Here is a 23,088-nt window from a genome sequence, read left to right on the forward strand (position 1 = left end):
GGGGGTGCAATCGGGACGTAAGCGGCCCGTACTCCGATCGGGGGGCGCTCCGTGCGGAACCTGCCCCTTCTGAATTGACCCTCGCTCAACTATGTTCGTGTGTCGACGGGGTGTAGGGGGATGCGCTCATCGCTCACCGGGTCCGCGACAGGCGGGACGGTGAACCGAGCCCGTTCCCACGCCCTGGCAACCAATGAATGGCGGGGAGAGTCTCCGGGGGGAGACGTCATTACCGGGGGAACACTTATGCATGTTCAGGATTCTCATTGGTCGACCGCGTCAGCACTGGCATCGGGCGGCATCGTGAGCGCGGCGACGAGCAACGGACGCGGGGACGCCTCGCGTACGACTCCGCTGCGCGTGGACGCACAGCGCAATCTGGAGCACGTCCTGCGCGCGGCGCGGGAGGTCTTCGGCGAGCTGGGGTACGGCGCGCCGATGGAGGACGTGGCGCGACGGGCGCGGGTGGGTGTGGGCACCGTGTACCGGCGCTTCCCGAGCAAGGACGTCCTGGTGCGGCGAATAGCCGAGGAGGAGACCTCCCGGCTGACCGACCAGGCCAGGTCGGCGCTCGGCCAGGAGGACGAGCCGTGGTCGGCGCTCTCGCGCTTCCTGCGGACGTCGGTGGCCTCGGGCGCCGGGCGGTTGCTGCCGCCGCAGGTGCTGCGCGTGTCGGTCTCCGACGAGCAGGCCGACGGCACGGTGTTCGACGAGGCCCGGGTGCCGCAGCAGCGGACGCAGCCGGGTTCCGGGGAGCTGCGTCTGGTCGCCGACGGAGTCCCGAGGATCTCGGCGGACGACGACACGGGCGCGGCGGCGCTGCTGGAGGTCGTGGGCCAGCTCGTGGAGCGGGCGCGTGCGGCCGGTCAGCTGCGGCCCGACGTGTCGGTGTCGGACGTACTGCTCGTCATCGCGACGGCCGCACCCTCGCTTCCGGACGCGGCACAGCAGGCGGCGGCCTCGGCTCGGCTGCTGGACATCCTGCTGGAGGGGTTGCGCTCGCGGCCGGCCTGAGTGGTCCGTGCCTGCGGGCGGATCGATTCGGTGACTGTGGTGGGGCGTGGGCGGTGCGCGGCGTGAGCCGGGCAGCGCCGGGAATGCGCCGGACGCCGGATATGCGTCGGCCGCCGGGAATGTGCGGGGCATTTCCGGCATGCCGCCCAACTTCCGTGTGGTGAGCGGTAATTGAGCCTTCCCCGAATGGGTGATGGCTAGTACTACGGCACGACAAGTCCCCACGGACGAGTGGATGGTCCGCACTGCGGGGTCCTGAACAAAAGCCAATATGGCACTCTGACCCGGTGTTCGGGACTGGTTGGGCAGGCAGCGGGGGCTTTCCGCGATGAGCTTTGACGGGCGGGACGAGTCGCCGGGTGACGGCGACGCGGAGGCCGGCGGTCCGCCGCAGGTGCCGAGTCAGGGAGGACGGGCGGGCGTCCCGCGGAGCGGCGGCCGCGCGGAGACCGTCGTCCCGCAGCAGGGCGGCGAACCGGTCGAGCCCGTCGAGGGCACTGTCCCGGCCCAGCGCGATCGCCGGGAGGACGGAGTCCTGCCGCCGCCCCGGGATCTGCCGCCGTCCGACGCCGAGCTGATCGGGCGGATGCGCTCGGGCGACGACACCGCCTACGAGGAGCTGTACCGGCGCCACGCGGGCGCGGTGCGCCGGTACGCCCGCACCTGCTGCCGCGACGCCCACACCGCGGACGACCTCACGGCCGAGGTCTTCGCCCGCATGCTCCAGGCGGTGCGCGGCGGCCACGGCCCCGAGCAGTCCGTACGCGCCTATCTGCTCACCACCGTCCGGCGTGTGGCCGCGAGCTGGACGAAGTCCGCCAAGCGGGAGCAACTGGTCGACGACTTCGCGGTGTTCGCCGCGCAGGCCGCGCGATCCTCCGAGACGACCGACGACACCGCGTCCCTCGGCTCGTTCGGAGCGGGTCTGGACCTCGGGGCCGATGTGCGCGCGATGCACGAGGCCGAGCAGTCCATGGCCATGCAGGCCTTCCTGTCGCTGCCGGAGCGCTGGCAGGCCGTGCTGTGGCACACCGAGGTCGAGGACGAGTCGCCGAGCGAGGTCGCCACTCTCTTCGGGCTGGACGCCAACGGCACGCGGGTGCTGGCCAGTCGCGCCCGCGAGGGCCTCAAGCAGGCCTACCTCCAGGCCCACGTCAGCGCCACGCTCGCCCGCGACGAGGAGTGCGCGCGCTTCGCCGACCGGCTCGGCGCCTACGCCCGCGGCGGACTGCGCACACGTGCCGAGCGGGGACTGCGCAAGCACCTGGAGGAGTGCGCCAAGTGCCGGCTGGCCGCGGGCCAGATCAAGGAAGTCGCCAACGGCATCCCCGGCGTGGTGCCGGTCGCGGTCATCGGCTGGTTCGGTGCCGCCGGGTACGCCAAGGTGGCCGCTCTCATCGCCGGCGGCACCGGAGCCGGTGCCGCGGGCGCCGCGGGGGCGGCCGCGGCCGCGAGCGGCAGCTCGTCCGGCGGGGCGGGTGCCGGTGGTGCGGCGGTCTCCGAGGGGCTGGGGGCGCCCGCGAAGGCCGGTATCGCCGCCGGTGTCGTCGTCGCGGCGGGCGTGGCGGTGGCACTCGCGTTGTCGGGGAGCGACAGCCCGGCCGGGAAGCCGGACGCCAAGGCCCCCGCCTCGACACCGGCCGTCCGCCCGGAGTCACCGAAGCCGAAGCCGACGCCGACGCCTGCGAAGAAGCATCCCGAGCCGAAGCAGCCGGTGATCGTGCCCGTGGTGGCCGCCACGCCGAGGCCGGCCCCGACCCCCACACCCCGGCCGAAGCCCACACCGACTCCGACTCCCACCCCGACCCCCACACCGAAGCCGACCCCGAAGCCCACCCCCACACCGGCCCCACCCGCGCCGGTCGTCTACCAGTGGAGCGAGCTGGCCTACGACGTCACGGGCGACGGCACGCGGCCCGAGATGCGGCTCGGCGGGAGCAGCTGGGTGTGGCAGCGCTACGGCCTGTCGATCGCCGGCAAGTCCTACACCCACGGCGTGACCGTGCACGGCCGGTCCTCCGCGACCGTCGACCTCAACCGCACCTGCTCCGCCTACGACGCCATGGTCGGCATCGACGATCTGACCCTGGGACTGGGCAAGGTGTCCTTCTCGGTCTACGCCGACGGCGTGCGGCTGTGGAAGTCCGCGACCATCCAGGGCGGCGACCCGGCGGTGCCGGTCCATGTGAACCTCGCCGGGCGCAAGAGCGTACGGCTCGTCGTCGAACCGCGCACCGACTTCGACTCCGTGACGCTCGCGGACTGGGCCGAGTCGAGGTTGACCTGCTCGTAGCGGACCGCGGTCGGCCTACGGGAGGTGCTCGGCGGGGTGTGCGCGCAGGGCCTCGTCGAGTTCGGTGAGAAGGTCGTCGACGGTGAGGGGGGCGCCCCGGTCCTGTTCCTCCTCGTACGCCCCGGTGCTCAGCGTGGCGCGGGCCGCGTCATCGGCCCGGTCGGCCTCGGCGCGCTCCGGCATGGGGCGTGGTGCGCCACCGCGCAGTTGCTCCGCGGCGGTGAGCAGGCGGACCGCGCGCCGATGGTCCCCGAGATCGGAGAGCAGAACCGCCGCGCTGTCCACGAGGGTCGCCGTGACCACGTCGGCGCACCGCCGCTCCACCGCCTCGCGGAAGGTGTCGGCCAGCTTCGGCAGTCCGTGCGCAGGGCCCGACTCGGCGGCCGTCACCACGGCGTCGATGGCGTTCAGCATCACCATGAACTGGGGTGGTGGCGTGCCGCGTCCGGTCTCCTCCCGCGCCGCCCGGTGCAGAACACGCGCGCGTGCCGTGTCCTTCTCGTCCAGCGCCAGTAGGGCGCGCATCAGCAGGACGAACGCTCTGGAGTCCGGGACCCCGTAGCGATCGGCGGCAGCGGTCGCCTCGTCCAGCCCGCTCGACGCGGCCCGGCGGTCGCCCGCTCGGTAGGCGATCTCGGCGAGCCGGGCCAGCAGGAACGGCGACTCGGCGTGCGCCCCCACCTCGTAGGCGAGCCGCAGCGCCTCCTCGTACTCGCCCTTGGCCTCTTCCAGGCGGCTTCGGGCCATCGCCGCCTCGCCGGCCGCGCTGCACACCTGGGCCCGCATCCAGCGGTCGCCGACGCGTCGGCTCAACACCCTGAGCTGCGCGAGATCCTCGTCCACGCCCTTCATGCCGCCCGGTGAGTCGACGGCCATGTGCGTACGGAACATCAGGGCCACGCCGATCGCCCAGTCGTCGCCGTGGGCACGGCAGTTGACGACGGAGACGTCCATGTCCGCACGGACGTCCTGCGAGTCGTCCAGGACGAAGGTGGCGAACGGCCAGACGAGACCCGGTATACGGGCCGCGTCCGGACCGCCCCGCGCGAAGAAGTCCCGCACCCGGCCGACGTACGCACGCATCCGGTCGTCCAGCGGCCCGTCCATCGGTTCGAGGTCGGACCTGAGGAAGAGGTGGAGTATGCGGAGGTTCATACGGAGGGAGTGGTGGGGGTGGCGTGCCTCGGCGTGAGGGGCGGCCAGGAACGCGTCCACGGGGTCGGGGTGGACGGCGGGGGCGGGGTGGCCGGTGCGGGCCGAGCCAGGGGCGCCGTCGTGAGTGGGGGCGCCGTCGTGAGTGGGGGCTCCGTCCAGCCTCACGCCCAGGCGCAGGACCTGGTGCGTCCAGGACATGCCCTCGTGGCGGTAGTTGCGCAGCCACCAGAACCAGCTCGTGGACAGGACGAGAGCGGCGGCCTCCGTCTCGGCGCCCGAGGCGAGGGCGCGCCGGAGGGCCGCGCGGATGTTGTCCAGCTCGGTCTCCAGGCGGGATATCCAGGGGAGTTGGCCCGCGGACCGCAGCAACGGCTCCGCCTCCTCCACCAGCGCGCGCACCCACGCGCGATGCCGGTGCTCGGCCCCGGCGCGCCCCTCGGGGACCTCGGCGGCGCGCTCCGCGGCGTACTCGTGGATGGTCTCCAGCATGCGGTACCGCATGACGCCGAAGCCGGCCCCCTCGTACGGGGTGGCGACGATCAGGGACTTGTCGACGAGCGCCCCGACGATGTCGGCCGCCGGACCGGTGCACACGGCCTCCGCCGCCGCGAGGTCCCAGCCGCCGGCGAACACGGACGCCTCGCGCAACACCGTCCGCTCCCGCTCGTCGAGCAGCTCCCAGGACCAGTCGACGACCGCGCGCAGGGTCTGCTGGCGGGGCAGGACCGTACGGCTTCCGGAGGTGAGGAGGCGGAAGCGGTCGTCGAGACGGTCGGCGATCTGCCTCGGGGTGAGCAGCCGCAGCCGGGCCGCGGCCAGCTCGATGGCGAGCGGCAGTCCGTCCAGGCGGCGGCAGATCTCCTGCACCGCCTCGCGGTCGCGGAGCACGCTGTCCGCGTCGGGACGGACGGCGGACGCACGCTCCTCGAAGAGGCGGCGTGCCTGGTCGGGGACGAGGGGTTCGACCGGGCGCACCGACTCGCCGGGGACGCCCAGGGGTTCACGGCTGGTGGCGAGGATCGTGAGCCCGGGGCAGCGGGTGAGCAGTGTCTCGGCGAGGGCAGCCGCCGCTTCGATGACATGTTCGCAGTTGTCAAGGACCAGGAGTTGGCTGCGCGGGGCGCAGTACTCGACGAGCAGGGCGACGGGGTCGTCCTGCGGGGCGGTCAGCTCGGTGGTCATCAGCACGGTCTCGCGCAGACCGAGCGCGCTGACCACCGCGCCTGGCACCGCCTCCGGCCGGTCGAGCGGTGCTAGCTCGACCAGCCACGCCGGTGGGAACCCGGTGGCGGCTTCCTCGGCGAGGCGGGTCTTTCCGGAGCCGCCCGGTCCGGTGAGGGTGACGAGCCGTGCCCTGTGCAATTCGGAACGGATGGCGTCGAGTTCGGGTTCCCGGCCCACGAAAGAGGTAAGGCGGGGACGGATGTTGCCGCTGCGGATCGGGGGCTCGGCTGATGGGGAGGGGGCGAGGGGGTGGGGCTCCGAAGGGAGCGGACGGGTCGTCGAGGGGAGGGGATGTGCGGGGCGCGGCGGAGTGGGGTCGGCGCCGGGGGTGGGGGTGAGCAGTTCCTTGTGCAGGGCGCGTAGTGGGGGGCCCGGGTCGGTGCCCAGGCCGTCGGCGAGGGCGCGGCGGGCGGTCTCGTAGGCGGCGAGGGCGTCCGCTGTGCGGTCCGTGTCACGCAGGGCGCGGATGAGGAGGGCGTGCAGCGGCTCGTCGTACGGGTGCGCCGCGGTCAGTTCCTTCAGGTGCGGAACGGCCTCGTGGGCGTGGCCCAGGCGCATCGCCGCCTCGATACGGGCTCGGGTCGCCTCAAGGTGCAGCGTGTCCGGGCGGGCTGCGGCGGTGCGGTCGGGGAGGTCCGCGAGGGCGGGGCCGCGGTACAGGGCGAGGGCCTCGTCCAGGGTGTGGGCGGCGGTCTGCGGGTCGCCGTCGTCGAGGGCCGTCGTGCCCTGTCGTACCAGGCGCTCGAAGACGAACAGGTCGACGTCGTCCTCGGTCGCCGTCAGGCGGTAGCCGCCGGGGGCGAAGGTGATCGTGTCCTTGCCGAGGGCGCGGCGGAGGCGGCCGATCAGGGCCTGGAGGGCGGCGGGGGCGTCGTGCGGCGGGGTGTCCGACCAGACCTCGTCGATGAGGGTGTCGGGGGTGGTGACGCGGCCGGGGCGCAGGGCCAGGGCGGTGAGCAGGGTCCGGAGTCGGGGGCCGGGTATGGGTACGGCGGTGCCGTGGTCGTCGTCGGCCTGGGTGATGCCCAGGATTCTGTACCGCACCGGATCATTGTCGCTGGGGGGACGGGGGCGGCACTGTGTTTTGCGGGGGTGGCCGGGGGAGGGGCCCGTGCGGGTGGGGTGCCGGGGTGTTTTCGCCCCCGCCGCCCTTTCGCGTCCCGCCCCCAGGGGCTCCGCCCCTTCGACCCCGCCGGGGGCTTCGCCCCCTGGACCCCCCGATCGGTCTGAACGGCCTCGTCCTCAAACGCCGGACGGGCCGAGAGTCCTCACCCGCCGGACCGGCTGGGATGCGGCCTGAGATTCCTCACCCGCCCGAAGCCAACGCCCCCCTCTTGGGTGTGATGCCCCCCGGTACCGCCCTCTGGCGGGCCGGGGTGCCCGTCCAGCAGGTGCCTCGACGGGCCAGGAGGCGGCGTAGCCAGAGTTCCAGGGAGACGATGTCCGCCAGGCCGTCGAGGGGGAGGGGTTCGCCTTCGGCGGCGGCGCGCAGGGCCTTGCGGACGACGCGTGCCTCCACCAGGCCCGCCTCCGCCAGCAGTGGCGTCCCGAACAGGGACATCAGGGAGTCGGCGGCGACGCGGAGGCCGGTGCGGGCCGCCACCGCTGCCGAGGCGTGGGAGGGGGTGCCCCAGCCCGGTGGGAGGTCGCTCACGCCCGCGCCCTCCAGGACGGTGCGCAGGATGGCGGCACGCGCGCCCGGCTGGACGCGCAGGGCCTCGGGGAGGACTCGGCAGGCGCGTACGACCTGGTTGTCGAGGAAGGGGGCGTGCAGGCGCTGGGAGCGGATCTCGGCCGCCTGTTCCAGGATGCGGAGGTCCGCGGCATGACGGGCCAGGGCCGCACGCGCGCGGTAGTCGCCGGGACGCTGGCCCGGGCCCACGCCCGAGCGGCTCGTCGACGCCTGCAGGCGAACCGATACTTCAGCGAGGGCCTCACCGGTGAGCCAGCGTGCCGCAGGGCCGGGTCTGGCCCAGGTGAGGGCGGCCAGGGAGGCACCGACGGCGCCTCCGGGCTCGTCGAAACGGCGCTGCAGGAGGCGTTCGGCGAGCAGTTCGAGGCCCTCCCTGTACGGCGTCCGCGCCAGCTTCCTGGCCGCGCCGTACACGCGCGCGGGGACCATCACCGAACCGTCGGCCTTCGCGAGTGCCGCGACGGGGCGGACCAGGTGGCGGCGTTTGCGGTCCATGAGGAGGTCGGCCAGGCGGGCCGGATGGGCGTCCAGGACCTGGCGGGCTCCGTAGCCCGTGAAGTGGTCCGCGCTGCCCGAGGCGAGGCGGGCGCGGTGGCGGGCGGCGGTCACCAGGGACTGGCCCGGTTCGTCGGTCAGGGGGCCGTCCAGTTCGGCGTACGGGAGGGCCTCCTCGCCGCCGGTCACCACCACGTGGTGCAGGCGCGGGTTGGCGGCGAGCGATCCCGCCCGCTCCAGTTCGGCCTCCCGGCCGCCGACCGCCAGGTCGTTGAAGGTGACCGCCAGCAGGCGCTCGCCCGCGCCGGTGCCGTGGCCCAGGACCGTGCCCGGCATGCCGGGCAGCCCGGCGGCGAGCAGGGCGAGCGTGCCCGAGGCCGGCCCGCCGGAGAGGTCCGCGCCGATGCCCGCGACCGGCATCCCGCGCGCGGCGCGGCGCTCGGCCGGCCCCATACCGGGCACCGGGCCGGGGTCTATGTCGGTCCCCGGGACGTGCCTGGGCGCGGACAGGCGCGCGCGCACCGCCTCCACCAGTGCGTCGCGCACCGCGTCGACCGCACTGTCCGGGTCGGCCGAGGGCGCCGCCACCGCGAGGGAGGCGACGGGGTCGTAGCCGGCGATCTCGCGCGCTCCGGCGCGCAGGATCAGGGTGTGCCCAGGTGGGATGCGCCGTACGCCGTCGTAGGGCGTGGAGTCGTGCAGCGCGGCCGGTACGTCGGGGGCTGCGAGCAGCGCGGCGAGGTGGCCGAAGTCGAGATTGGCCTCGATGAGGTCGGCGAGGGGGAGGGCCGCCGTCGCGTAGGCCGTGCCGCCCGCCCAGGGGGTGTAGAAGACCGGGCGGGCGCCCGCGAGGTCGCCGCAGACGGTGACCCGGCGGCCGACCTTGACGACCGCGGTGTAGCTGCCCGGCCAGGCCGTGAGGTGGCGAAGTGCGCCTCCGCGCGCGGCGAACAGTCCGACCCGCAGCTCCTCGTCGGACGCCCCGCACGTGCCCAGGACCGCTATCCGGGTCTGCGCGTCGGCGTTCACCACCCGCACCTCGTCGGGGCGCCAGTCACCGACCGCCCAGAGCGGATCGGGGTCACCCCACAGGAGTTGGGAACCCACCGGGTGGACGGTCTCGCCGTCGCTTCCGGTGGCCCCCGCGGAACCCGTCCCGGGAGTCACCGCGGCGGTGCTGCTCCATCCCACCAACCACCGCATCGACGCCTCCACAGGCTGTGGACAACCAGTGCACGGTACGAACTGGTTCCCCATGCTGCCATGAAGGGCGCACGCTGGAGGGAGGGTGGAGCCGCTTACGACCCCTGGAACGCGCCGTGGCGCTCACCCGTCCGAGAGGGCGAACACCCGTACCCGGCAAGGCGTCTGCGACGCGAATGCGCCCCCGAAACGCTCCCCGAAAACGTCCTTCGCGCCCTCAAGTTCCATGGTGGGAGCGGTAATTGCCCGGCGGATCGAGGGGCGGTTTTCAGCCAAATCGGGGATGGCGGGACACGCGTGCACACGCTCCGTGCAGGCTCTGCGCGCCGCATCCCCCGCGCGCAGCCCGGGAGACGGAGTTCGCCCCCCGGGCCCCTCCGCCGCCCGCGGGGATGGAGGCGGCGGTGTCCCCCAGCCCACTGGATCCAGTACAGCGGGCCGACCCACGCAGCATCCATGGAAGCGCTCCCCCGATGGCCGGAGAAGAGCGCACGGACGGGCGCACGGCCACACAACGGGAGCACGGCGCAACTGCGCGTATCGGACCCGCACTTCAGTACGGACCACAATCCCGCCATCCGGAACTATGCCCCTTAACGCTTGGGATGCGGCGAACTACGCTGGGTTTACGAATGCCGCGTGGTTATGCCAGCGCGGCAGCCGTCTGTGTCGAGGGGTGGCGCATGTCCAGGGAGCAACGCGGGCCGAACGAAAAACTCGGCACCGTTCTCGCCCTCGCGGGAATCAGCAACGCAGGACTCGCGCGTCGCGTCAACGATCTTGGCGCCCAACGCGGGTTGACTCTTCGCTACGACAAGACGTCGGTGGCGCGCTGGGTGTCGAAGGGCATGGTGCCGCAGGGTGCCGCGCCACATCTCATCGCCGCCGCCATAGGCCAGAAACTCGGCCGTCCGGTGCCGCTCCACGAGATCGGCCTGGCGGACGCGGATCCCGCACCCGAAGTGGGCCTCGCCTTCCCCAGGGACGTCGGCCAGGCGGTGAAGTCGGCGACGGAGCTCTACCGTCTCGACCTCGCCGGGCGCCGGGCCGGCTCCGGTGGCATCTGGCAGTCGCTGGCCGGATCGTTCGCAGTAAGCGCATACGCAACGCCCGCCTCACGATGGCTGATAACACCGGCCGACAGTTCGGTGGCGCGCGAGGCGAACTCCGCCGAGGACTCGGGCGCACCGCTCAAAGTCGGCCACAGCGATGTGCAGAAGCTGCGGGAGGCCGCCGAGGACGCCAGGCGCTGGGACTCCAAGTACGGCGGCGGTGACTGGCGTTCGTCGATGGTTCCCGAGTGCTTACGGGTGGAGGCGGCACCGCTGCTGCTCGGCGCGTACTCGGACGAGGTCGGCCGCGCACTGTTCGGGGCCAGCGCCGAACTGACGCGCCTCGCAGGCTGGATGGCCTTCGACACGGGGCAGCAGGAGGCCGCGCAGCGCTACTACATCCAGGCGCTGCGACTCGCGCGGGCAGCCGCCGATGTGCCCCTGGGGGGCTATGTTCTGGCCTCCATGTCGCTGCAGGCGACCTACCGCGGCTTCGGCGACGAGGGCGTCGACCTCGCGCAGGCCGCACTGGAACGCAACCGGGGCCTGGCGACCGCACGCACGATGAGCTTCTTCCGGCTCGTCGAGGCACGAGCACACGCGCGTGCGAGTGACGCGCAGGCGGCCGGGGCTGCCCTCAAGGCCGCCGAGGGCTGGCTGGAGCGCTCCCGGGAGGGCGACAACGACCCGTCCTGGCTCGGCTTCTACTCCTACGACCGCTTCGCCGCGGACGCCGCGGAGTGCTACCGCGACCTGAAGGCACCGCGCCAGGTGCGCCGCTTCACGGAGCAGGCGCTGTCGAAACCGACGGAGGAGTTCGTACGGTCGCACGGGCTGCGGCTGGTGGTGTCGGCGGTCGCGGAGCTCGAGTCGGGCAATCTCGATGCCGCCTGCGAACAGGGCGTGCGGGCGGTGGAGGTCGCCGGGCGCATCTCGTCGGCGCGCACGACCGAGTACGTCAAGGATCTGCTCCACCGTCTGGAGCCGTACGGAGACGAGCCGCGCGTGGTGGAGCTGCGGGAGCGGGCACGCCCGCTGCTGATGGCCCCCGCCTGAGCCGGGACCGCTGACAGATACGGGCGACAGATACCGGTGACAGATACCGGGTACGGCTTGTACAGGCACCGGGTACCTGTACAAGCTGTACAAGTACAGGTGCAGGAAGACCCCACTCCTCCTGCGTTTGAAGCCGGTGTCAGTGGCGCAGTGCACTATCGGTAGTGGGAGGTGGTGCAGGTGCGGCCGGGGATCGCTTATGACTGCGATGTGCTCGTGATCGGTGGTGGGATCGTCGGGCTGTCCACCGCGTACGCGATCACGCGTGCCGCGCCCGGCACGCGCGTGACCGTGCTGGAGAAGGAACCGGGGCCGGCCCGGCACCAGACGGGGCGCAACAGCGGCGTCATCCACAGCGGGATCTACTACCGGCCCGGGTCCCTCAAGGCCCGGTACGCGGTGCGGGGCGCCGCCGAGATGGTCAAGTTCTGCGCCGAGTACGGCATCGCGCACGCCGTCACCGGCAAGCTGATCGTCGCGACGGAGCGACAGGAGCTGCCGCGCCTGCACGCCCTGGTGCAGCGCGGGCGGGAGAACGGGATTCCGGTGCGGGAGCTGGGCGCCGCCCAGATCGCGGAGTACGAGCCCGAGGTGTACGGGCTCGCGGCCATACACGTCGGGACGACCGGCGTGTGCGACTTCGTGGGGGTCGCCCGGCAGCTGGCGGAGGCGTCGGGGGCGGAGATCCGGTACGGGGCGCGGGTCGAGCAGGTCGACCGGCGCCCGGAGCTCGGGGTCGCCGTCCGGACGACGGCCGGCGACGTCGTACGCGCGCGTGTTCTGGTGAACTGTGCCGGGCTGTACTGCGACGAGGTGGCGCGGCTGACGGGCGACGACCCCGAGATGCGGATCGTGCCGTTCCGCGGGGAGTACTACTCGCTGGCGCGGCCCGAGCTGGTGCGGGGACTGGTGTATCCGGTGCCGGATCCGGCGTTCCCGTTCCTCGGCGTGCATCTCACGCGCGGGATCGACGAGGACGTGCACATTGGTCCCAACGCGGTGCCGGCGCTGGCCCGGGAGGGGTACGGATGGGATGTCGTACGGCCGCGGGAGGTCGCCGGGACGCTGGCCTGGCCCGGCGCCTGGCGCATGGCCCGGCGGCACTGGCGGTACGGGGCGGGCGAGCTGCGCCGGTCGGTGTCCAAGGGAGCGTTCACCACGGCGGTGCGAAGGCTGCTGCCGGCGGTGACGGAGGATGACCTGTTGCCGACGGCGGCGGGGGTCCGGGCGCAGGCGGTGCTGCGGGACGGGTCACTGGTGGACGACTTCCTGATCAAGGAGGGACCGCGGGCCGTCCATGTGCTGAACGCACCCTCACCTGCGGCGACGGCGTCGCTGCCGATCGGCCGGGAGGTGGCGAGAAGGGCGCTGGCCGTGCTCGGCCCGTCCTGACCGGCCCGCTCGGCGGCCACCGGACGGGTCGGCCGTCTCACCGTCCCCGTAAAATCGGTCGCACTGTGTCTGACTCCCTCCATACCCCCGAATCCCCACAGCCCGCCGCGGCCGCGCCGGCCTCTGCCTCCGTGCCCTCCCTCGCGCCCGCGCCCGGCGAGCACACGCCGCACACCCCCGGTGTCTCCCTCCGGCACACCCGGGCCAAGGGCGAGCCGCGGTTCCCCGACGGGCCGAAGGCCGATCCGGCCGGCTCGCACTTCGAGCGGCGGATCCGCAGCTTCCAGCCGCGCCGCAGCCGGGTGACCGCAGGACAGGCGGACGCGCTGCAGCGGCTGTGGCCCAAATGGGGGCTGGACATCGACGGCCAGCAGTCGCTCGATCTCGCCGAGCTGTTCGGGAACACCGACCGCGTCGTGCTCGAGATCGGGTTCGGGATGGGCGAGGCCACCGCGCAGATGGCCGCCGCGGATCCGGCCACGAACGTCCTCGCCGTGGACGTGCACACCCCCGGGCAGGGACATCTGCTCAACCTCGCCGACGAGCACGGGCTGTCCAACGTCCGCGTGGCCAACGGGGACGCGATCATCCTGCTGCGCGAGATGCTCACCCCGGACTCACTCGACGGGCTGCGCGTCTACTTCCCCGACCCCTGGCCCAAGAAGCGGCACCACAAGCGACGGCTCATCCAGCCCGAGTTCCTCGACCTCGCCGCGGCCCGGATCAGACCCGGTGGCATCGTGCACTGCGCGACCGACTGGGAGCCGTACGCCGAACAGATGCTCGACGTGCTGACCGCGCACCCGGGGTTCGAGAACACACGTCCCGACGGCGGTTTCGCGCCGCGTCCCGACTTCCGGCCGCTGACCCGTTTCGAGGGCCAGGGTCTGGAGAAGGGACATGTCGTGAACGACCTGCTCTTCCGTCGCGTACAGCATCACCACCAGCCCCCCACCGGCGCCTGAACCCCCCTCGGCCCCGCGGGCGATCCGACGTACCGTCGCGGGCGGCGCCCTCCCTCGTTAGGGTCAATGCCGTGGCCACCAGTCCCCCGTATCCGACGCATCCGCCGCACCCCGGTGGCCCCGCCGGCGGTGCGCTCAGGCATGCGCACTGGTGGCAGCGCGGATGGGTGCGGTACGGCGCCCTCAGCACCCTGCTCGCGCTCTCCGGGCTGGTCATCCTGGCCCTGGTGCGTGAACAGACCGGCACCGAAGGGTTCCTGGTGGGACTCGGGCTGGCCGTCCTGCCCGTCCCCCTCCTCATAGCCGCCTTCCGCTGGCTCGACCGCGTCGCCCCGGGCCCCTGGCGCAATCTGCTGTTCGCCTTCGCCTGGGGGGCCTGCGCCGCGGCGCTGATAGCGATCGTCGCCAACAGCTTCGCCACGAAGTGGATAGCGACCGCGACCGCCGATCCGTCCAGCGCGGACACCCTCGGCGCCACCGTCATAGCGCCCATCGTCGAGGAGTCCGCGAAGGCCGCCGCCGTCCTCCTGGTCTTCCTCTTCCGCAGACGGGACTTCACCGGGATCGTCGACGGCGTCGTCATAGCCGGCGTCACCGCCACCGGCTTCGCGTTCACCGAGAACATCCTCTACCTGGGCACCGCCTTCGGTACCGACCAGCTCACCGGCGACCGCGGCATCGCCTCCGTCACCGCGGCGACGTTCTTCGTGCGGATCGTCATGTCCCCGTTCGCGCACCCGCTCTTCACCGTCCTCACCGGCATCGGCTTCGGCATCGCCGCGCTCTCGGCGGAGCGCCAGCACCTGCGGCGCGTCCTCGTCCCGCTCTCCGGCCTGCTGCTCGCGATGAGCATGCACGCGATCTGGAACGGCTCGTCGACGTTCGGCGAGTACGGGTTCTTCGCCGTCTACGCCGCCTTCATGGTCCCCGCGTTCGGCCTGCTGACCTGGCTGGTCATCTGGACGCGCCAGCGCGAACTGCGCACTGTGCGCGAGGAACTGCCGGCCTACGCCGTCGCCGGCTGGCTCACCCCCGCCGAGCCGTACGCCCTCGGCTCGATGCGGGCGCGCCGGCTGGCCCGCGACTACGCCGCCCACCACCTCGGCAGGCCCGCGGCCCGCACGGTCGCGCAGTACGAGGCACACGCGACCTCCCTGGCGTTCCTGCGGCACCGGGGGCGCCGTGGCCGCGCGGGCGCCGACTTCGTCGTCAGGGAGCAGGAGTTGCTGCACCAGCTGTGGCTACGGCGTGAGGTGGCCCGCCCGGCCCTGGACTACGCGGCGCGGGTGACAGCGCCTCCGGTGCCGGTGGCGGCGGCGCCCTGGGCGATGTACGGGGTGTACGGGTACCCGGCGATGCCGAATTCCGCGTACAACCCGTACCAGACGTAGGGCGTACCGCTGGTGGGACCGGTACGCCCATGGCCCTCAGGGGATCAGGCCGACGCCTCGGTCAGACGCCCGATCTCGGCCTCGGTGAGCGTCAGCTCCCCCACCCCCAGCAGGGCCGGCAGCTGCTCCACCGTCCGCGCGGACGCGATCGGCGCGATGACCGTCGGCCGGGCCGCGAGCCAGGCCAGGGCGACCGTCGCCACCGGGGCCCCGTGAGCGTCGGCGATCTCGTCGAGGGCCGCCAGGACCCTGCGGCCGCGTTCCGTGTCCAGGTGCTTGCCGGCGCCCGCGCGGGCGCTCTCGACCGTCGTACCGGGCCGGTACTTGCCGGTGAGGAAGCCCGAGGCAAGGGCGAAGTACGGGACGGCGGCCAGGCCGTACCGCGCGGCGACGTCCTGGAGCTCGCCCTCGTACGTGTCGCGCGAGACCAGGTTGTAGTGGGGCTGGACGGCCACGTACTTGGCCAGGCCCTCGCGGTCGGAGAATTCCAGGGACGCACGGAGCCGCTCGGGAGTGATGTTGGACGCGGCGATGTGCCGCACCTTGCCCGCCTTCACCAGTTCGTCGAGCGCGCCGATGATCTCCTCGACCGGCACCTCCGGCTTGTCGAAGTGCGTGTAGTACAGATCGATGTGGTCGGTGCCGAGGCGGCTCAGGGAGGCGTCCGCGGCGGCCTTGATGTTGGCGGCCGTCAGGCCCGGGAACTCGGGGTGCTGGCTGACCTTGGTCGCGATGACGATGTCGTCGCGGTTACCGCGCGCCCTGACCCACTTGCCGATGATCGTCTCGGACTCGCCGCCCTTGTTGCCGTCGACCCACGCCGAATAGGAGTCGGCGGTGTCGACGAAGTTGCCGCCCGCGGCCGCGTAGGCGTCGAGCACGGCGAAGGACGTGGCCTCGTCGGCGGTCCAGCCGAAGACGTTGCCGCCGAGGGAGAGGGGAAAGACCTCCAGGCCGGAGGAGCCGAGCTTGCGAAGAGAAGTCATGTAGTACGTCAACACCGGCCTCGGAGGGCGATCTTCCGCTACGGCCGCAAAATCCCCGTAAACAAGCGGAGTCAGCGATTCCGACGGCTGGGCAGCGGAAACCGGCGGTCCTGACGTCGGGGGGATGCCGTCAGGACCGCCGGGATCAGAAACAACAGGAAGAACAAAGAGAACAGAGAGAACAGGAAGAACGGGGACAAGCAGAGGTCAGGGGTTGAGGCCCTTGCTGCGCAGCCACGTCATCGGGTCGATGCCGGTGGCCTGCCCGTCCGGGTGGACCTCAAGATGCAGGTGCGGACCGGTCACGTTGCCGGTGGCGCCGACACGCCCGATCACATCGCCCGTGCCGACCTTCTGGCCCACGCTCACGCTGATCGACGACTGGTGGCAGAACCAGAGTTCCGTACCGTCGTCGAGCGTGATGATCGTGCGGTAGCCGTACGATCCCGCCCAGCCGGCCTCCGTGACGGTGCCGCCGTGGACGGCCTTGATGAGCGTGCCCGTGGGGGCGGCGAAGTCGAGACCCGTGTGGTAGCCGGAGGACCACATGGAGCCGGCCTGTCCGAACGTGCCGGTGATCGTGTACGACACGACCGGCAGCTTGAACTGCTTGGCCAGTTCGGCGAGTCTGGCGGCCTCGGCCTTCTTCTTGGCCTCCGCCTCGGCCTTCTCCTTCGCGGCCTGCGCCTTGACCGCGGCCGCCTTCTCCGCCTGGGCGGCGGCGTCGTCGACCTGCTTGGCGAAGACGGCCTCGGTGGCCGACTGGGCCTTGCCTTCGACCTGGACCTGCTGGCTCTCGGCCTGGGCCATGATGCGGTTGCGCAGCGCCTCACCGGCGTCCGCGGCGCCCTGCGCGGTGTCGTCGGAGCTGACGCCGACGGTGCTGAGGGCGGTGGCGGAGCCCTTGGCAGCGTGCGAGGAGCCTCCGAACACGCCGCCCACGGAGGGCAGATCGGGCATGGAGATGGACACCGGGGGCTTGCCGGTGTTGGCGCTGGCCATGCCGCCCGCGCCTACGGCGGCTATGACACCGACGCCGAGAACCGTGGAGCTGCGGGCGAGTCCCCCGCCGCGCTGCTTGGAGACACGGTGCCGGCCGCGTATCGGGCGGAGGGAGTCCTCGGTGGGGTTCCACTCCTCCCACGGGCCCTCGTCGGTGCGGGGGCCGGCGAAGCCGAATGGCTCGGTGCTCGGCACGAACGGCGCTGCCGGGGCAGGCGGGTTGGACGCCACGTGGGCGCGCTCCTTCCTTCCTTCTCGCCTACCGGGTTAGCTGACGGGTTCGGAGCAGGAAGGTCTCCTACGCGCGTATACCTGCCGTAGGTTCACGGCGGCTTCAGCGCGATTCACCCCAGGGTGGTGGTTCCCCGGTTCCCTTGCGGGATTCGGCGCGTGCGCACGGAGCCGTCTCTTGTGACGGCTGGGACGACCGCGCTGCGTTATCGAACGTTAATAGACCCGGGGTGCCGTTTCCAAGCTGTTCGGCTTGATCATTAATGCTTCTTGCCCTGGACGTAGGGCCCATGAGTGGCCAAAAACGGGCGAGTTGACCAAGCCTCAGGATCCACACAGGTATTGACGGTATGTCAGTTGTTATGCGGAGGGCGGTCGCTCGATCACACCCGGTCACATCACGACAGCAGAGGCAGGAGAGACAAGGGGAGGCGCGGAGAGGTGCGGAGAGGTACAGGGAGGTACGGGGAGACAAAGGAAGCGGGAAAACACTCAGGGCCGGAATCCAGTACTGGATTCCGGCCCTGAGCCTTGAGTAGCGGGGACAGGATTTGAACCTGCGACCTCTGGGTTATGAGCCCAGCGAGCTACCGAGCTGCTCCACCCCGCGTCGTTGTGTAACCAGCATACGCCATCCGTGGGGTGCTCAGAACCAAGGTCACGACCGCCGGTCACGACCGCGGGGCACAACCCCGGGTCACGGCCCCGACAGATGCCTGTTCGGCGCCTTGGCCTGCTCCTCGTACTCCGGCAGTACGACGACCTCGACGCCCCGCGACGCCAGCAGCCCGCTCCCGTCCGCCTCCGTGACGAACGTGTCCGGCTCCCGCCACGCCGTGACCACCCGACGTACTCCCGCGTCGAGGATCAGTCGCGCGCACGGCCTGGGCCGGGAGGCGCGGTGGGCGCAGGGCTCCAGGCTGCTGTACACCGTCGCCGCCGCGAGTCTCGGATCGGCCGGGTCGAGCTTGGCCAGGGCCGCCTCCTCGGCGTGCACGACCGGGTCGCCGGCCTCGCGCGAGTGACCGCGGGCCAGCTCCGTGCCGTCGGCGGCGACGATCACCGCGCCCACGCTGAAGGCCGTGCGGGAGGGCGGGCACTGCGCCGCCAGCTCGCAGGCGAGGGCCAGCCAGTGGCGGTCGGCGGCGGCCGGGAGCGGGCCGGTGCCGGGGGCCGTGGGCTCGTAGCGCATGAGGACGACGTCCTCGATCCGCCGGGTCTCCGTCAGGCGCAGGCGGCCACCCTGGTAGGCGCCGGGGCCGAAGAGGCGGGGCGCGTCCGGGTCGCCCACGAAGAGGGGGGCGAGGACGAGCTGGAGTTCGTCGGCGAGGCCCTGCTGCAGGAGCTGGGTGTGGATCGTGCCGCCGCCCTCGACCATCAGGCGCCGTACGCCGCGCGCATCGTGCAGATGCTCCAGGAGCCGCCGCCAGTCGAGGTCGGGGCCGAGCGGGGCGACGTCGGCGGCGAGGCCGAGTGAGCGGGCCCGCCCGGCGCCCTTGTCGGTCGTGAAGACGAGCTTCTCGCCGCCCGTGTGCCAGAACTTGGCGTCCGGGTCCAGGTCGCCGGAACCGCTGACGGTGACCTTGAGGGGGTACTCCGGCTTCCCCGCCGCGACCCGGGCGGCCCGGCGCTCGGGCGAGTTGACCAGCAGCCGCGGGTTGTCGGCGCGGATCGTGCCGGCGCCGACGAGGATCGAGTCGACGGACGCCCGCACCTCGTCCACGCGGTCGAAGTCGGCCGGGGAGGAGAGCAGGAGGCGTTCGGGGCCGGTGTCGTCGAGGTAGCCGTCGAGGGAGACGGCGGCGGACAGCAGGACGTAGGGGTACGGCATCGGACGCGCTCACTCTCGGCGGCGGGCGGGGCGGGCTCGGACGGTCGGGGGCGGGCTCGGCCATGCGGACCGGGCTCGGACGGGCGGGGCTTGGTTCAAGTTTGAAACAAACCTACACTGGGGGCATGACGACTCGCTGGCTCACCTCCAAGGAGCAGCGCGCCTGGCGCGCGTACATCGCCGCTGCGCACCTCCTGGAGGACGCGATCGACCGGCAGCTCCAGCAGGACGCCGGCATGCCGCACCTGTACTACTCCATCCTGGCCAATCTCTCCGAGGTACCCGAGCGGCGGCTGCGGATGACCGATCTCGCCGAGCGGACGAAGATCACCCGAAGTCGGCTGACGTACGCCGTGTCCCGGCTGGAGAAGGACGGTCTGGTCCGGCGCGAGAACTGCAAGTGGGACAAGCGGGGGAGCATCGCCGCGCTCACCGACGAGGGCATGGCGGTACTGGAACGGACGGCGCCCGGCCACGTCGAGACCGTGCGCGCCTCGCTCTTCGAGCACCTCACCGAGGAGCAGGTGGAACAGGTGGAGGAGATCTTCTCGGGGATCGCGCGGGCTCTCGACGAGGGGGGCAGCCGGCCCACACCCGACGAGGTGCCGTGGCGGCGGCGGTCGTCGCCGCCCTGTTCGTGAGGCAGTCCCCGCAAACGGGTTGCTTCAAATTTAAATCATGGGGTAGTGTCCGGGACCGTAGAACTGCTTCAAATCTGAAGCAGGACTGCCGAAGCAGGACTGACAACGCAGGACTGACCAAGCAGGACTGCTCAGGCAGACGCCCACCGGACCCGGGAGAACCCGCATGCCCGACTTCCCCGCCGCCACCCCGCGCTCCCGCGTCCGGGTACCGCTGCACTTCCAGGACGGCTACAGCGTCGACGCCGAACTGGTCACCTTCCACGGCCTGACCGACGGACAGGAACACGTGGCCGTCGTCCTGGGCGACCCGGGCCCCGTCCCGCTGGTCCGGCTGCACTCCGAGTGCCTCACCGGCGACGTCTTCGGCTCGGCCCGCTGCGACTGCGGCCCGCAGCTGCGCGAGGCGGTCGAGCGGATCGCGGCCCGCGGCGGCGTGCTGCTCTACCTGCGCCAGGAGGGGCGCGGCATCGGCCTCTACAACAAGCTGGACGCGTACGCGCTGCAGGACCAGGGCCTGGACACGTACGAGGCGAACGCGGCCCTCGGCCTGCCCGAGGACGACCGCGACTACACGGCGGCCGCGCAGATGCTCCAAGCCCTCGGCATCGACACCCTCGACCTGCTGTCCAACAACCCCGACAAGGCCGGTCAGCTCCGCGACCTGGGCATCGACGTCCACGAGCGCGTCCCCACGGGCGTTTTCACCACCGCCCACAACGTCCGCTACCTGCGCGCGAAGGTCCTCCAGACCCAGCACACTCTGCCGCTGGGCGAACTGACGGAACTCAACGCCGGTTGACGGCGACGGCGACGGCGACGGCGACGGCTGACGATCTACGTTCGGGGCGGTGGCGTCGGATCGTCCCGTCTGTCCGTCTCGGGCGTCGTCACCACACGCACGGCAGCATCACGTCGATCACCGTCGGCCCGCCGGCGGGGCTGGACACCTCCATGGTCCCGTCCAGCGCGGCGACCCGCCGGCGCATGGACCAGTCGGCCTCCAGGTCCGCGAGCCGCACGATCAGCGGCAGGACGAGGGGCGTACGGCCCAGCGGCCCGCACCACACCCCGTCGACGACCAGGCCGAGGGGCCGCAGCGGCAGCGCGAGGGCGATCAGGGCGCCGTAGAAGTAGGAGGCGATCATCCAGCGCGGGTCGGTGAGTGTGCCGGGGTCGCGTACGGCGGTACGGATCCGCTCGCGGAGGGTTCCGGTGAGGGGCTGGTAGGCCTCAGGGATCCGCTGTTTCGTGCGGGCGGCGGTCATGCCCCGCTTGGCACCCGCGATCCGCCGGATGATCAGCACCGTCTCGGGCAGCATCCAGGCTCCGACCACCAACGTGGCGATGACCGTGATGATCAGCACCGTGACGAAAATCCACGGGCAGAACGTCATCGCCGCGGCCACCGTCTCGGTCTTCCATCACCTGCCGCTCGCCCTCGGTGTGGAAGTCCAGCGGGCCCTGGGCCTGCTGGTCTTCGACCGAACCGGTCGAAGACCGCCGGGCGCCTTGATTCGTCCGCCCGAGCGGCACCCGATCCGCAGGCCACGCACGCATCCGCTCGCGCATCGCTCAGGCAGTGGCTCGAAAACGAAGCAGCGCCTGACCCGACCGAAGCCGACTCAGGCGCTGCACAGCAGGTCAGAGGGGATGCCCCCGTCACCCGCACCGTAGGCCCTGTGGGACTCGAACCCACAACCAATGGATTAAAAGTCCACTGCTCTGCCAATTGAGCTAAGGGCCCTTGGCGATGTTGCTCCCCCGAGCATAGCGGGACACGGCCGCGTCTCCGATCGGGTATCGGGGACGCGGCCGCGCCGCGGGGGAAGATCCTGCCGGAGTGTCAGGAATCAGTCTTGTCGGGGGCGCCTGGGGAGGCCACCGCCGGGGACGCCCCGCGGGCCGGCGTGCGTCGGTGGTCCGGGTTGAGGAACCAGTGCCGGGCCGACGCCAGCCACCACACCGCCGCGAAGCCCAGCACGGCCAGGACGGCGACCGGGGCGTAGTTGAAGCTCTCCCAGGTGACCGGTGAGACCTGGGGCAGCATGAAGAGGACCGTGATGACGCCCACCCACATCACCGAGACGATGCCGATCGGGCGCGACCAACGGCCCAGGTGCCACGGCCCGCGCTCGAACGCCTCGCCCTTCACGAGCCGCAGCAGCGTCGGGATGACGTACGCGATGTAGAGGCCGATCACGGCGACGGACGTCACGGCCGCGTAGGCGGTGTAGTTGATCAGGTACGGCAGACCCAGCACCAGCGCCGCGGCCGCGGCCAGCCAGACCGCCGCCACCGGGGTGCGCGTACGTGGGCTGACGGTGTGCCACAGACGCGAGAAGGGGAGAGCTCCGTCGCGCGAAAAGGCGTAGATCATGCGGCTGTTGGCGGTCACCGACGCCATTCCGCAGAACAGCTGCGCCCCGATCACCACCAACAGCAGCAGCTTGCCCGCGGTCGCGCCGAGCGCGTCCAGCAGGATCTGCGCGGGCGGCGCGCCGGTCGGGGAGGCGAGCTCCTTGGCGTACGACTGGATGGCGAAGGTGAAGCCGAGCAGCAGCACGAAGCCGGCTATCCACGACGTCCAGATGGACCGGACGATGCCCTTCGGGCCGGCCGTCGACGCGTCGTGGGTCTCCTCCGTCATGTGCGCGGAGGCGTCGTAGCCGGTGAAGGTGTACTGCGCCATCAGCAGGCCCAGGAGCACGACGTACACCCCGCTGCCCCAGCCCGTGTTGTTCACGAACTTCGTGAACACGAAGGACGCCGACTGGTGGTGGTCCGGTACGAAGGCCAGCGCGCCGACGATCACCCCCACGCCCAGCACGTGCCACCACACGCTGACGCTGTTGAGCAGGGCGACGATCCGCACCCCGAACGTGTTCAGCAGGCCGTGCAGGAGAAGGATCGCCGCGAAGAGCAGGATCGTGCGGCCGGGAGTCACCTCGAAGTCGAACTGCAGGTTCAGGTACGCGCCCAGGAAGGACGCCGCCCCGAAGTCGATGCCCGCGGTCACGGCCACCTGGCCCAGCACGTTGAACCAGCCGGTGAACCATGCCCAGGCCGCGGCCGAACGCGAGGGCGCGAGCTGGTACGCCCAGAAGTACAGGCCCGCCGACGTCGGGTACGCCGAACAGATCTCGGCCATGGACAGGCCGACGAAGAGCGTCATCAGGCCCACGGCCACCCAGCCCCAGGTGATCACCGCCGGGCCGCCGGTGTTCATGCCGAACAGATACAGCGTCAGACATCCCGACAGGACCGAGATGATCGTGAAGGAGACCGCGTAGTTGGAGAACGCCGACATGCGGCGGGCCAGAACCTGCGTATAGCCGAGCTGGGCAAGCCGTTCTTCGTCGGATAGGCCCGACTGCCCACTTGCTATGGCGTCATCTGTCATGCCCCCAGCGATTCCCTCGGCAAGGGCGTGACATGCGCCACACGGTAGGTGCTTTGGCCAA

The 23,088-nt window shown here is 71.8% G+C and carries 16 protein-coding genes, 2 tRNA genes and 1 riboswitch; of the genes, 9 read left to right on the top strand and 9 right to left on the bottom strand.

The genetic code is table 11. From position 1 onward, the window contains the following. Nucleotides 1-246: 246 nt before the first annotated feature. Together OG870_RS21950 and OG870_RS21955 are read left to right on the top strand one after the other, a co-directional pair. Nucleotides 247-1,014: a TetR/AcrR family transcriptional regulator gene (locus tag OG870_RS21950; protein WP_266583402.1), complete on the top strand. Its 768-nt coding sequence runs from the start codon at nucleotides 247-249 to the stop codon at nucleotides 1,012-1,014. A 328-nt stretch (nucleotides 1,015-1,342) separates the two neighbouring features. Then, nucleotides 1,343-3,307, top strand: coding sequence for a sigma-70 family RNA polymerase sigma factor (locus OG870_RS21955; RefSeq protein WP_327691303.1), 1,965 nt, complete (start codon nucleotides 1,343-1,345; stop codon nucleotides 3,305-3,307). A gap of 15 nt (nucleotides 3,308-3,322) precedes the next feature. Here OG870_RS21955 and OG870_RS21960 read toward each other — a convergent pair whose 3' ends face one another. Then, nucleotides 3,323-6,730, bottom strand: coding sequence for an AfsR/SARP family transcriptional regulator (locus tag OG870_RS21960; protein WP_327691304.1), 3,408 nt, complete (start codon nucleotides 6,728-6,730; stop codon nucleotides 3,323-3,325). Between the two features lie 262 nt (nucleotides 6,731-6,992). Then, the gene (locus OG870_RS21965) at nucleotides 6,993-9,077 is read right to left on the bottom strand and encodes an asparagine synthase-related protein (RefSeq protein ID WP_266517096.1); all 2,085 of its coding nucleotides are present in this window, start codon (nucleotides 9,075-9,077) and stop codon (nucleotides 6,993-6,995) included. A 683-nt stretch (nucleotides 9,078-9,760) separates the two neighbouring features. Between OG870_RS21965 and OG870_RS21970 the strand changes: the two genes are divergently transcribed. From OG870_RS21970 to OG870_RS21985, 4 genes are all read left to right on the top strand, one after another. Then, nucleotides 9,761-11,185 carry an MFS transporter gene (locus tag OG870_RS21970; protein ID WP_266517099.1) on the top strand — a complete coding sequence of 475 codons (1,425 nt, stop codon included), beginning with the start codon at nucleotides 9,761-9,763 and terminating at the stop codon, nucleotides 11,183-11,185. Nucleotides 11,186-11,356: 171 nt separating this feature from the next. Further along, the gene (gene lhgO, locus OG870_RS21975) at nucleotides 11,357-12,577 is read left to right on the top strand and encodes an L-2-hydroxyglutarate oxidase (RefSeq protein ID WP_327691305.1); all 1,221 of its coding nucleotides are present in this window, start codon (nucleotides 11,357-11,359) and stop codon (nucleotides 12,575-12,577) included. A 65-nt stretch (nucleotides 12,578-12,642) separates the two neighbouring features. After that, nucleotides 12,643-13,542, top strand: coding sequence for a tRNA (guanosine(46)-N7)-methyltransferase TrmB (gene trmB / locus OG870_RS21980; RefSeq protein WP_405660208.1), 900 nt, complete (start codon nucleotides 12,643-12,645; stop codon nucleotides 13,540-13,542). 71 nt (nucleotides 13,543-13,613) lie between these two features. After that, a complete protein-coding gene (locus OG870_RS21985; RefSeq protein ID WP_266517103.1) occupies nucleotides 13,614-14,933 on the top strand; it encodes a PrsW family intramembrane metalloprotease in 1,320 nt (439 codons plus the stop codon). 44 nt (nucleotides 14,934-14,977) lie between these two features. On the opposite strand, the gene OG870_RS21990 is transcribed toward OG870_RS21985, so the two are convergent. From OG870_RS21990 to OG870_RS22005, 4 genes are all read right to left on the bottom strand, one after another. Then, a complete protein-coding gene (locus OG870_RS21990) occupies nucleotides 14,978-15,919 on the bottom strand; it encodes an aldo/keto reductase (RefSeq protein WP_266517106.1) in 942 nt (313 codons plus the stop codon). Nucleotides 15,920-16,126: 207 nt separating this feature from the next. After that, nucleotides 16,127-17,152 carry a M23 family metallopeptidase gene (locus OG870_RS21995; RefSeq protein ID WP_266517108.1) on the bottom strand — a complete coding sequence of 342 codons (1,026 nt, stop codon included), beginning with the start codon at nucleotides 17,150-17,152 and terminating at the stop codon, nucleotides 16,127-16,129. Between the two features lie 10 nt (nucleotides 17,153-17,162). Next, nucleotides 17,163-17,320, bottom strand: a riboswitch (cyclic di-AMP (ydaO/yuaA leader). A 368-nt stretch (nucleotides 17,321-17,688) separates the two neighbouring features. After that, nucleotides 17,689-17,762: transfer RNA gene (locus OG870_RS22000), tRNA-Met, on the bottom strand. An 87-nt stretch (nucleotides 17,763-17,849) separates the two neighbouring features. Then, nucleotides 17,850-18,983: a dihydrofolate reductase family protein gene (locus tag OG870_RS22005; RefSeq protein WP_327691306.1), complete on the bottom strand. Its 1,134-nt coding sequence runs from the start codon at nucleotides 18,981-18,983 to the stop codon at nucleotides 17,850-17,852. Between the two features lie 125 nt (nucleotides 18,984-19,108). On the opposite strand from OG870_RS22005, the gene OG870_RS22010 reads away from it, so the two are divergent. Both OG870_RS22010 and OG870_RS22015 read left to right on the top strand, forming a co-directional pair. Next, nucleotides 19,109-19,624 carry a MarR family winged helix-turn-helix transcriptional regulator gene (locus tag OG870_RS22010; protein ID WP_266583392.1) on the top strand — a complete coding sequence of 172 codons (516 nt, stop codon included), beginning with the start codon at nucleotides 19,109-19,111 and terminating at the stop codon, nucleotides 19,622-19,624. A gap of 166 nt (nucleotides 19,625-19,790) precedes the next feature. Beyond that, the gene (locus OG870_RS22015) at nucleotides 19,791-20,426 is read left to right on the top strand and encodes a GTP cyclohydrolase II (RefSeq protein WP_266517112.1); all 636 of its coding nucleotides are present in this window, start codon (nucleotides 19,791-19,793) and stop codon (nucleotides 20,424-20,426) included. Nucleotides 20,427-20,514: 88 nt separating this feature from the next. Here the strand turns inward: OG870_RS22015 and OG870_RS22020 are convergent, their stop codons facing one another. Further along, a complete protein-coding gene (locus OG870_RS22020; protein ID WP_327691307.1) occupies nucleotides 20,515-20,991 on the bottom strand; it encodes a sensor domain-containing protein in 477 nt (158 codons plus the stop codon). On the opposite strand from OG870_RS22020, the gene OG870_RS22025 reads away from it, so the two are divergent. After that, nucleotides 20,972-21,301: a hypothetical protein gene (locus OG870_RS22025; protein WP_266588663.1), complete on the top strand. Its 330-nt coding sequence runs from the start codon at nucleotides 20,972-20,974 to the stop codon at nucleotides 21,299-21,301. The genes OG870_RS22020 and OG870_RS22025 overlap by 20 nt on opposite strands. Here the strand turns inward: OG870_RS22025 and OG870_RS22030 are convergent. Then, nucleotides 21,299-21,371, bottom strand: a tRNA-Lys gene (locus tag OG870_RS22030). The two genes, OG870_RS22025 and OG870_RS22030, sit on opposite strands and share 3 nt — an antisense overlap. A 99-nt stretch (nucleotides 21,372-21,470) precedes the next feature. Then, entirely contained in the window at nucleotides 21,471-23,027 is a 1,557-nt protein-coding gene (locus OG870_RS22035; protein ID WP_266517114.1) for an amino acid permease, read from the bottom strand. Nucleotides 23,028-23,088 lie beyond the last annotated feature (61 nt).

This window comes from Streptomyces sp. NBC_00461 (assembly GCF_036013935.1).
Lineage (GTDB): Bacteria > Actinomycetota > Actinomycetes > Streptomycetales > Streptomycetaceae > Streptomyces.

Bases quoted from the DNA above. Each gene is read 5' to 3' on its own strand.
- OG870_RS21950 (WP_266583402.1), top strand. From the start codon at position 247: ATGCATGTTCAGGATTCTCATTGGTCGACCGCGTCAGCACTGGCATCG.
- OG870_RS21955 (WP_327691303.1), top strand. From the start codon at position 1,343: ATGAGCTTTGACGGGCGGGACGAGTCGCCGGGTGACGGCGACGCGGAG.
- OG870_RS21965 (WP_266517096.1), bottom strand. From the start codon at position 9,077: ATGCGGTGGTTGGTGGGATGGAGCAGCACCGCCGCGGTGACTCCCGGG.
- OG870_RS21970 (WP_266517099.1), top strand. From the start codon at position 9,761: ATGTCCAGGGAGCAACGCGGGCCGAACGAAAAACTCGGCACCGTTCTC.
- OG870_RS21990 (WP_266517106.1), bottom strand. From the start codon at position 15,919: ATGACTTCTCTTCGCAAGCTCGGCTCCTCCGGCCTGGAGGTCTTTCCC.
- OG870_RS22005 (WP_327691306.1), bottom strand. From the start codon at position 18,983: ATGCCGTACCCCTACGTCCTGCTGTCCGCCGCCGTCTCCCTCGACGGC.
- OG870_RS22010 (WP_266583392.1), top strand. From the start codon at position 19,109: ATGACGACTCGCTGGCTCACCTCCAAGGAGCAGCGCGCCTGGCGCGCG.
- OG870_RS22015 (WP_266517112.1), top strand. From the start codon at position 19,791: ATGCCCGACTTCCCCGCCGCCACCCCGCGCTCCCGCGTCCGGGTACCG.
- OG870_RS22025 (WP_266588663.1), top strand. From the start codon at position 20,972: ATGACCGTGATGATCAGCACCGTGACGAAAATCCACGGGCAGAACGTC.
- OG870_RS22035 (WP_266517114.1), bottom strand. From the start codon at position 23,027: ATGACAGATGACGCCATAGCAAGTGGGCAGTCGGGCCTATCCGACGAA.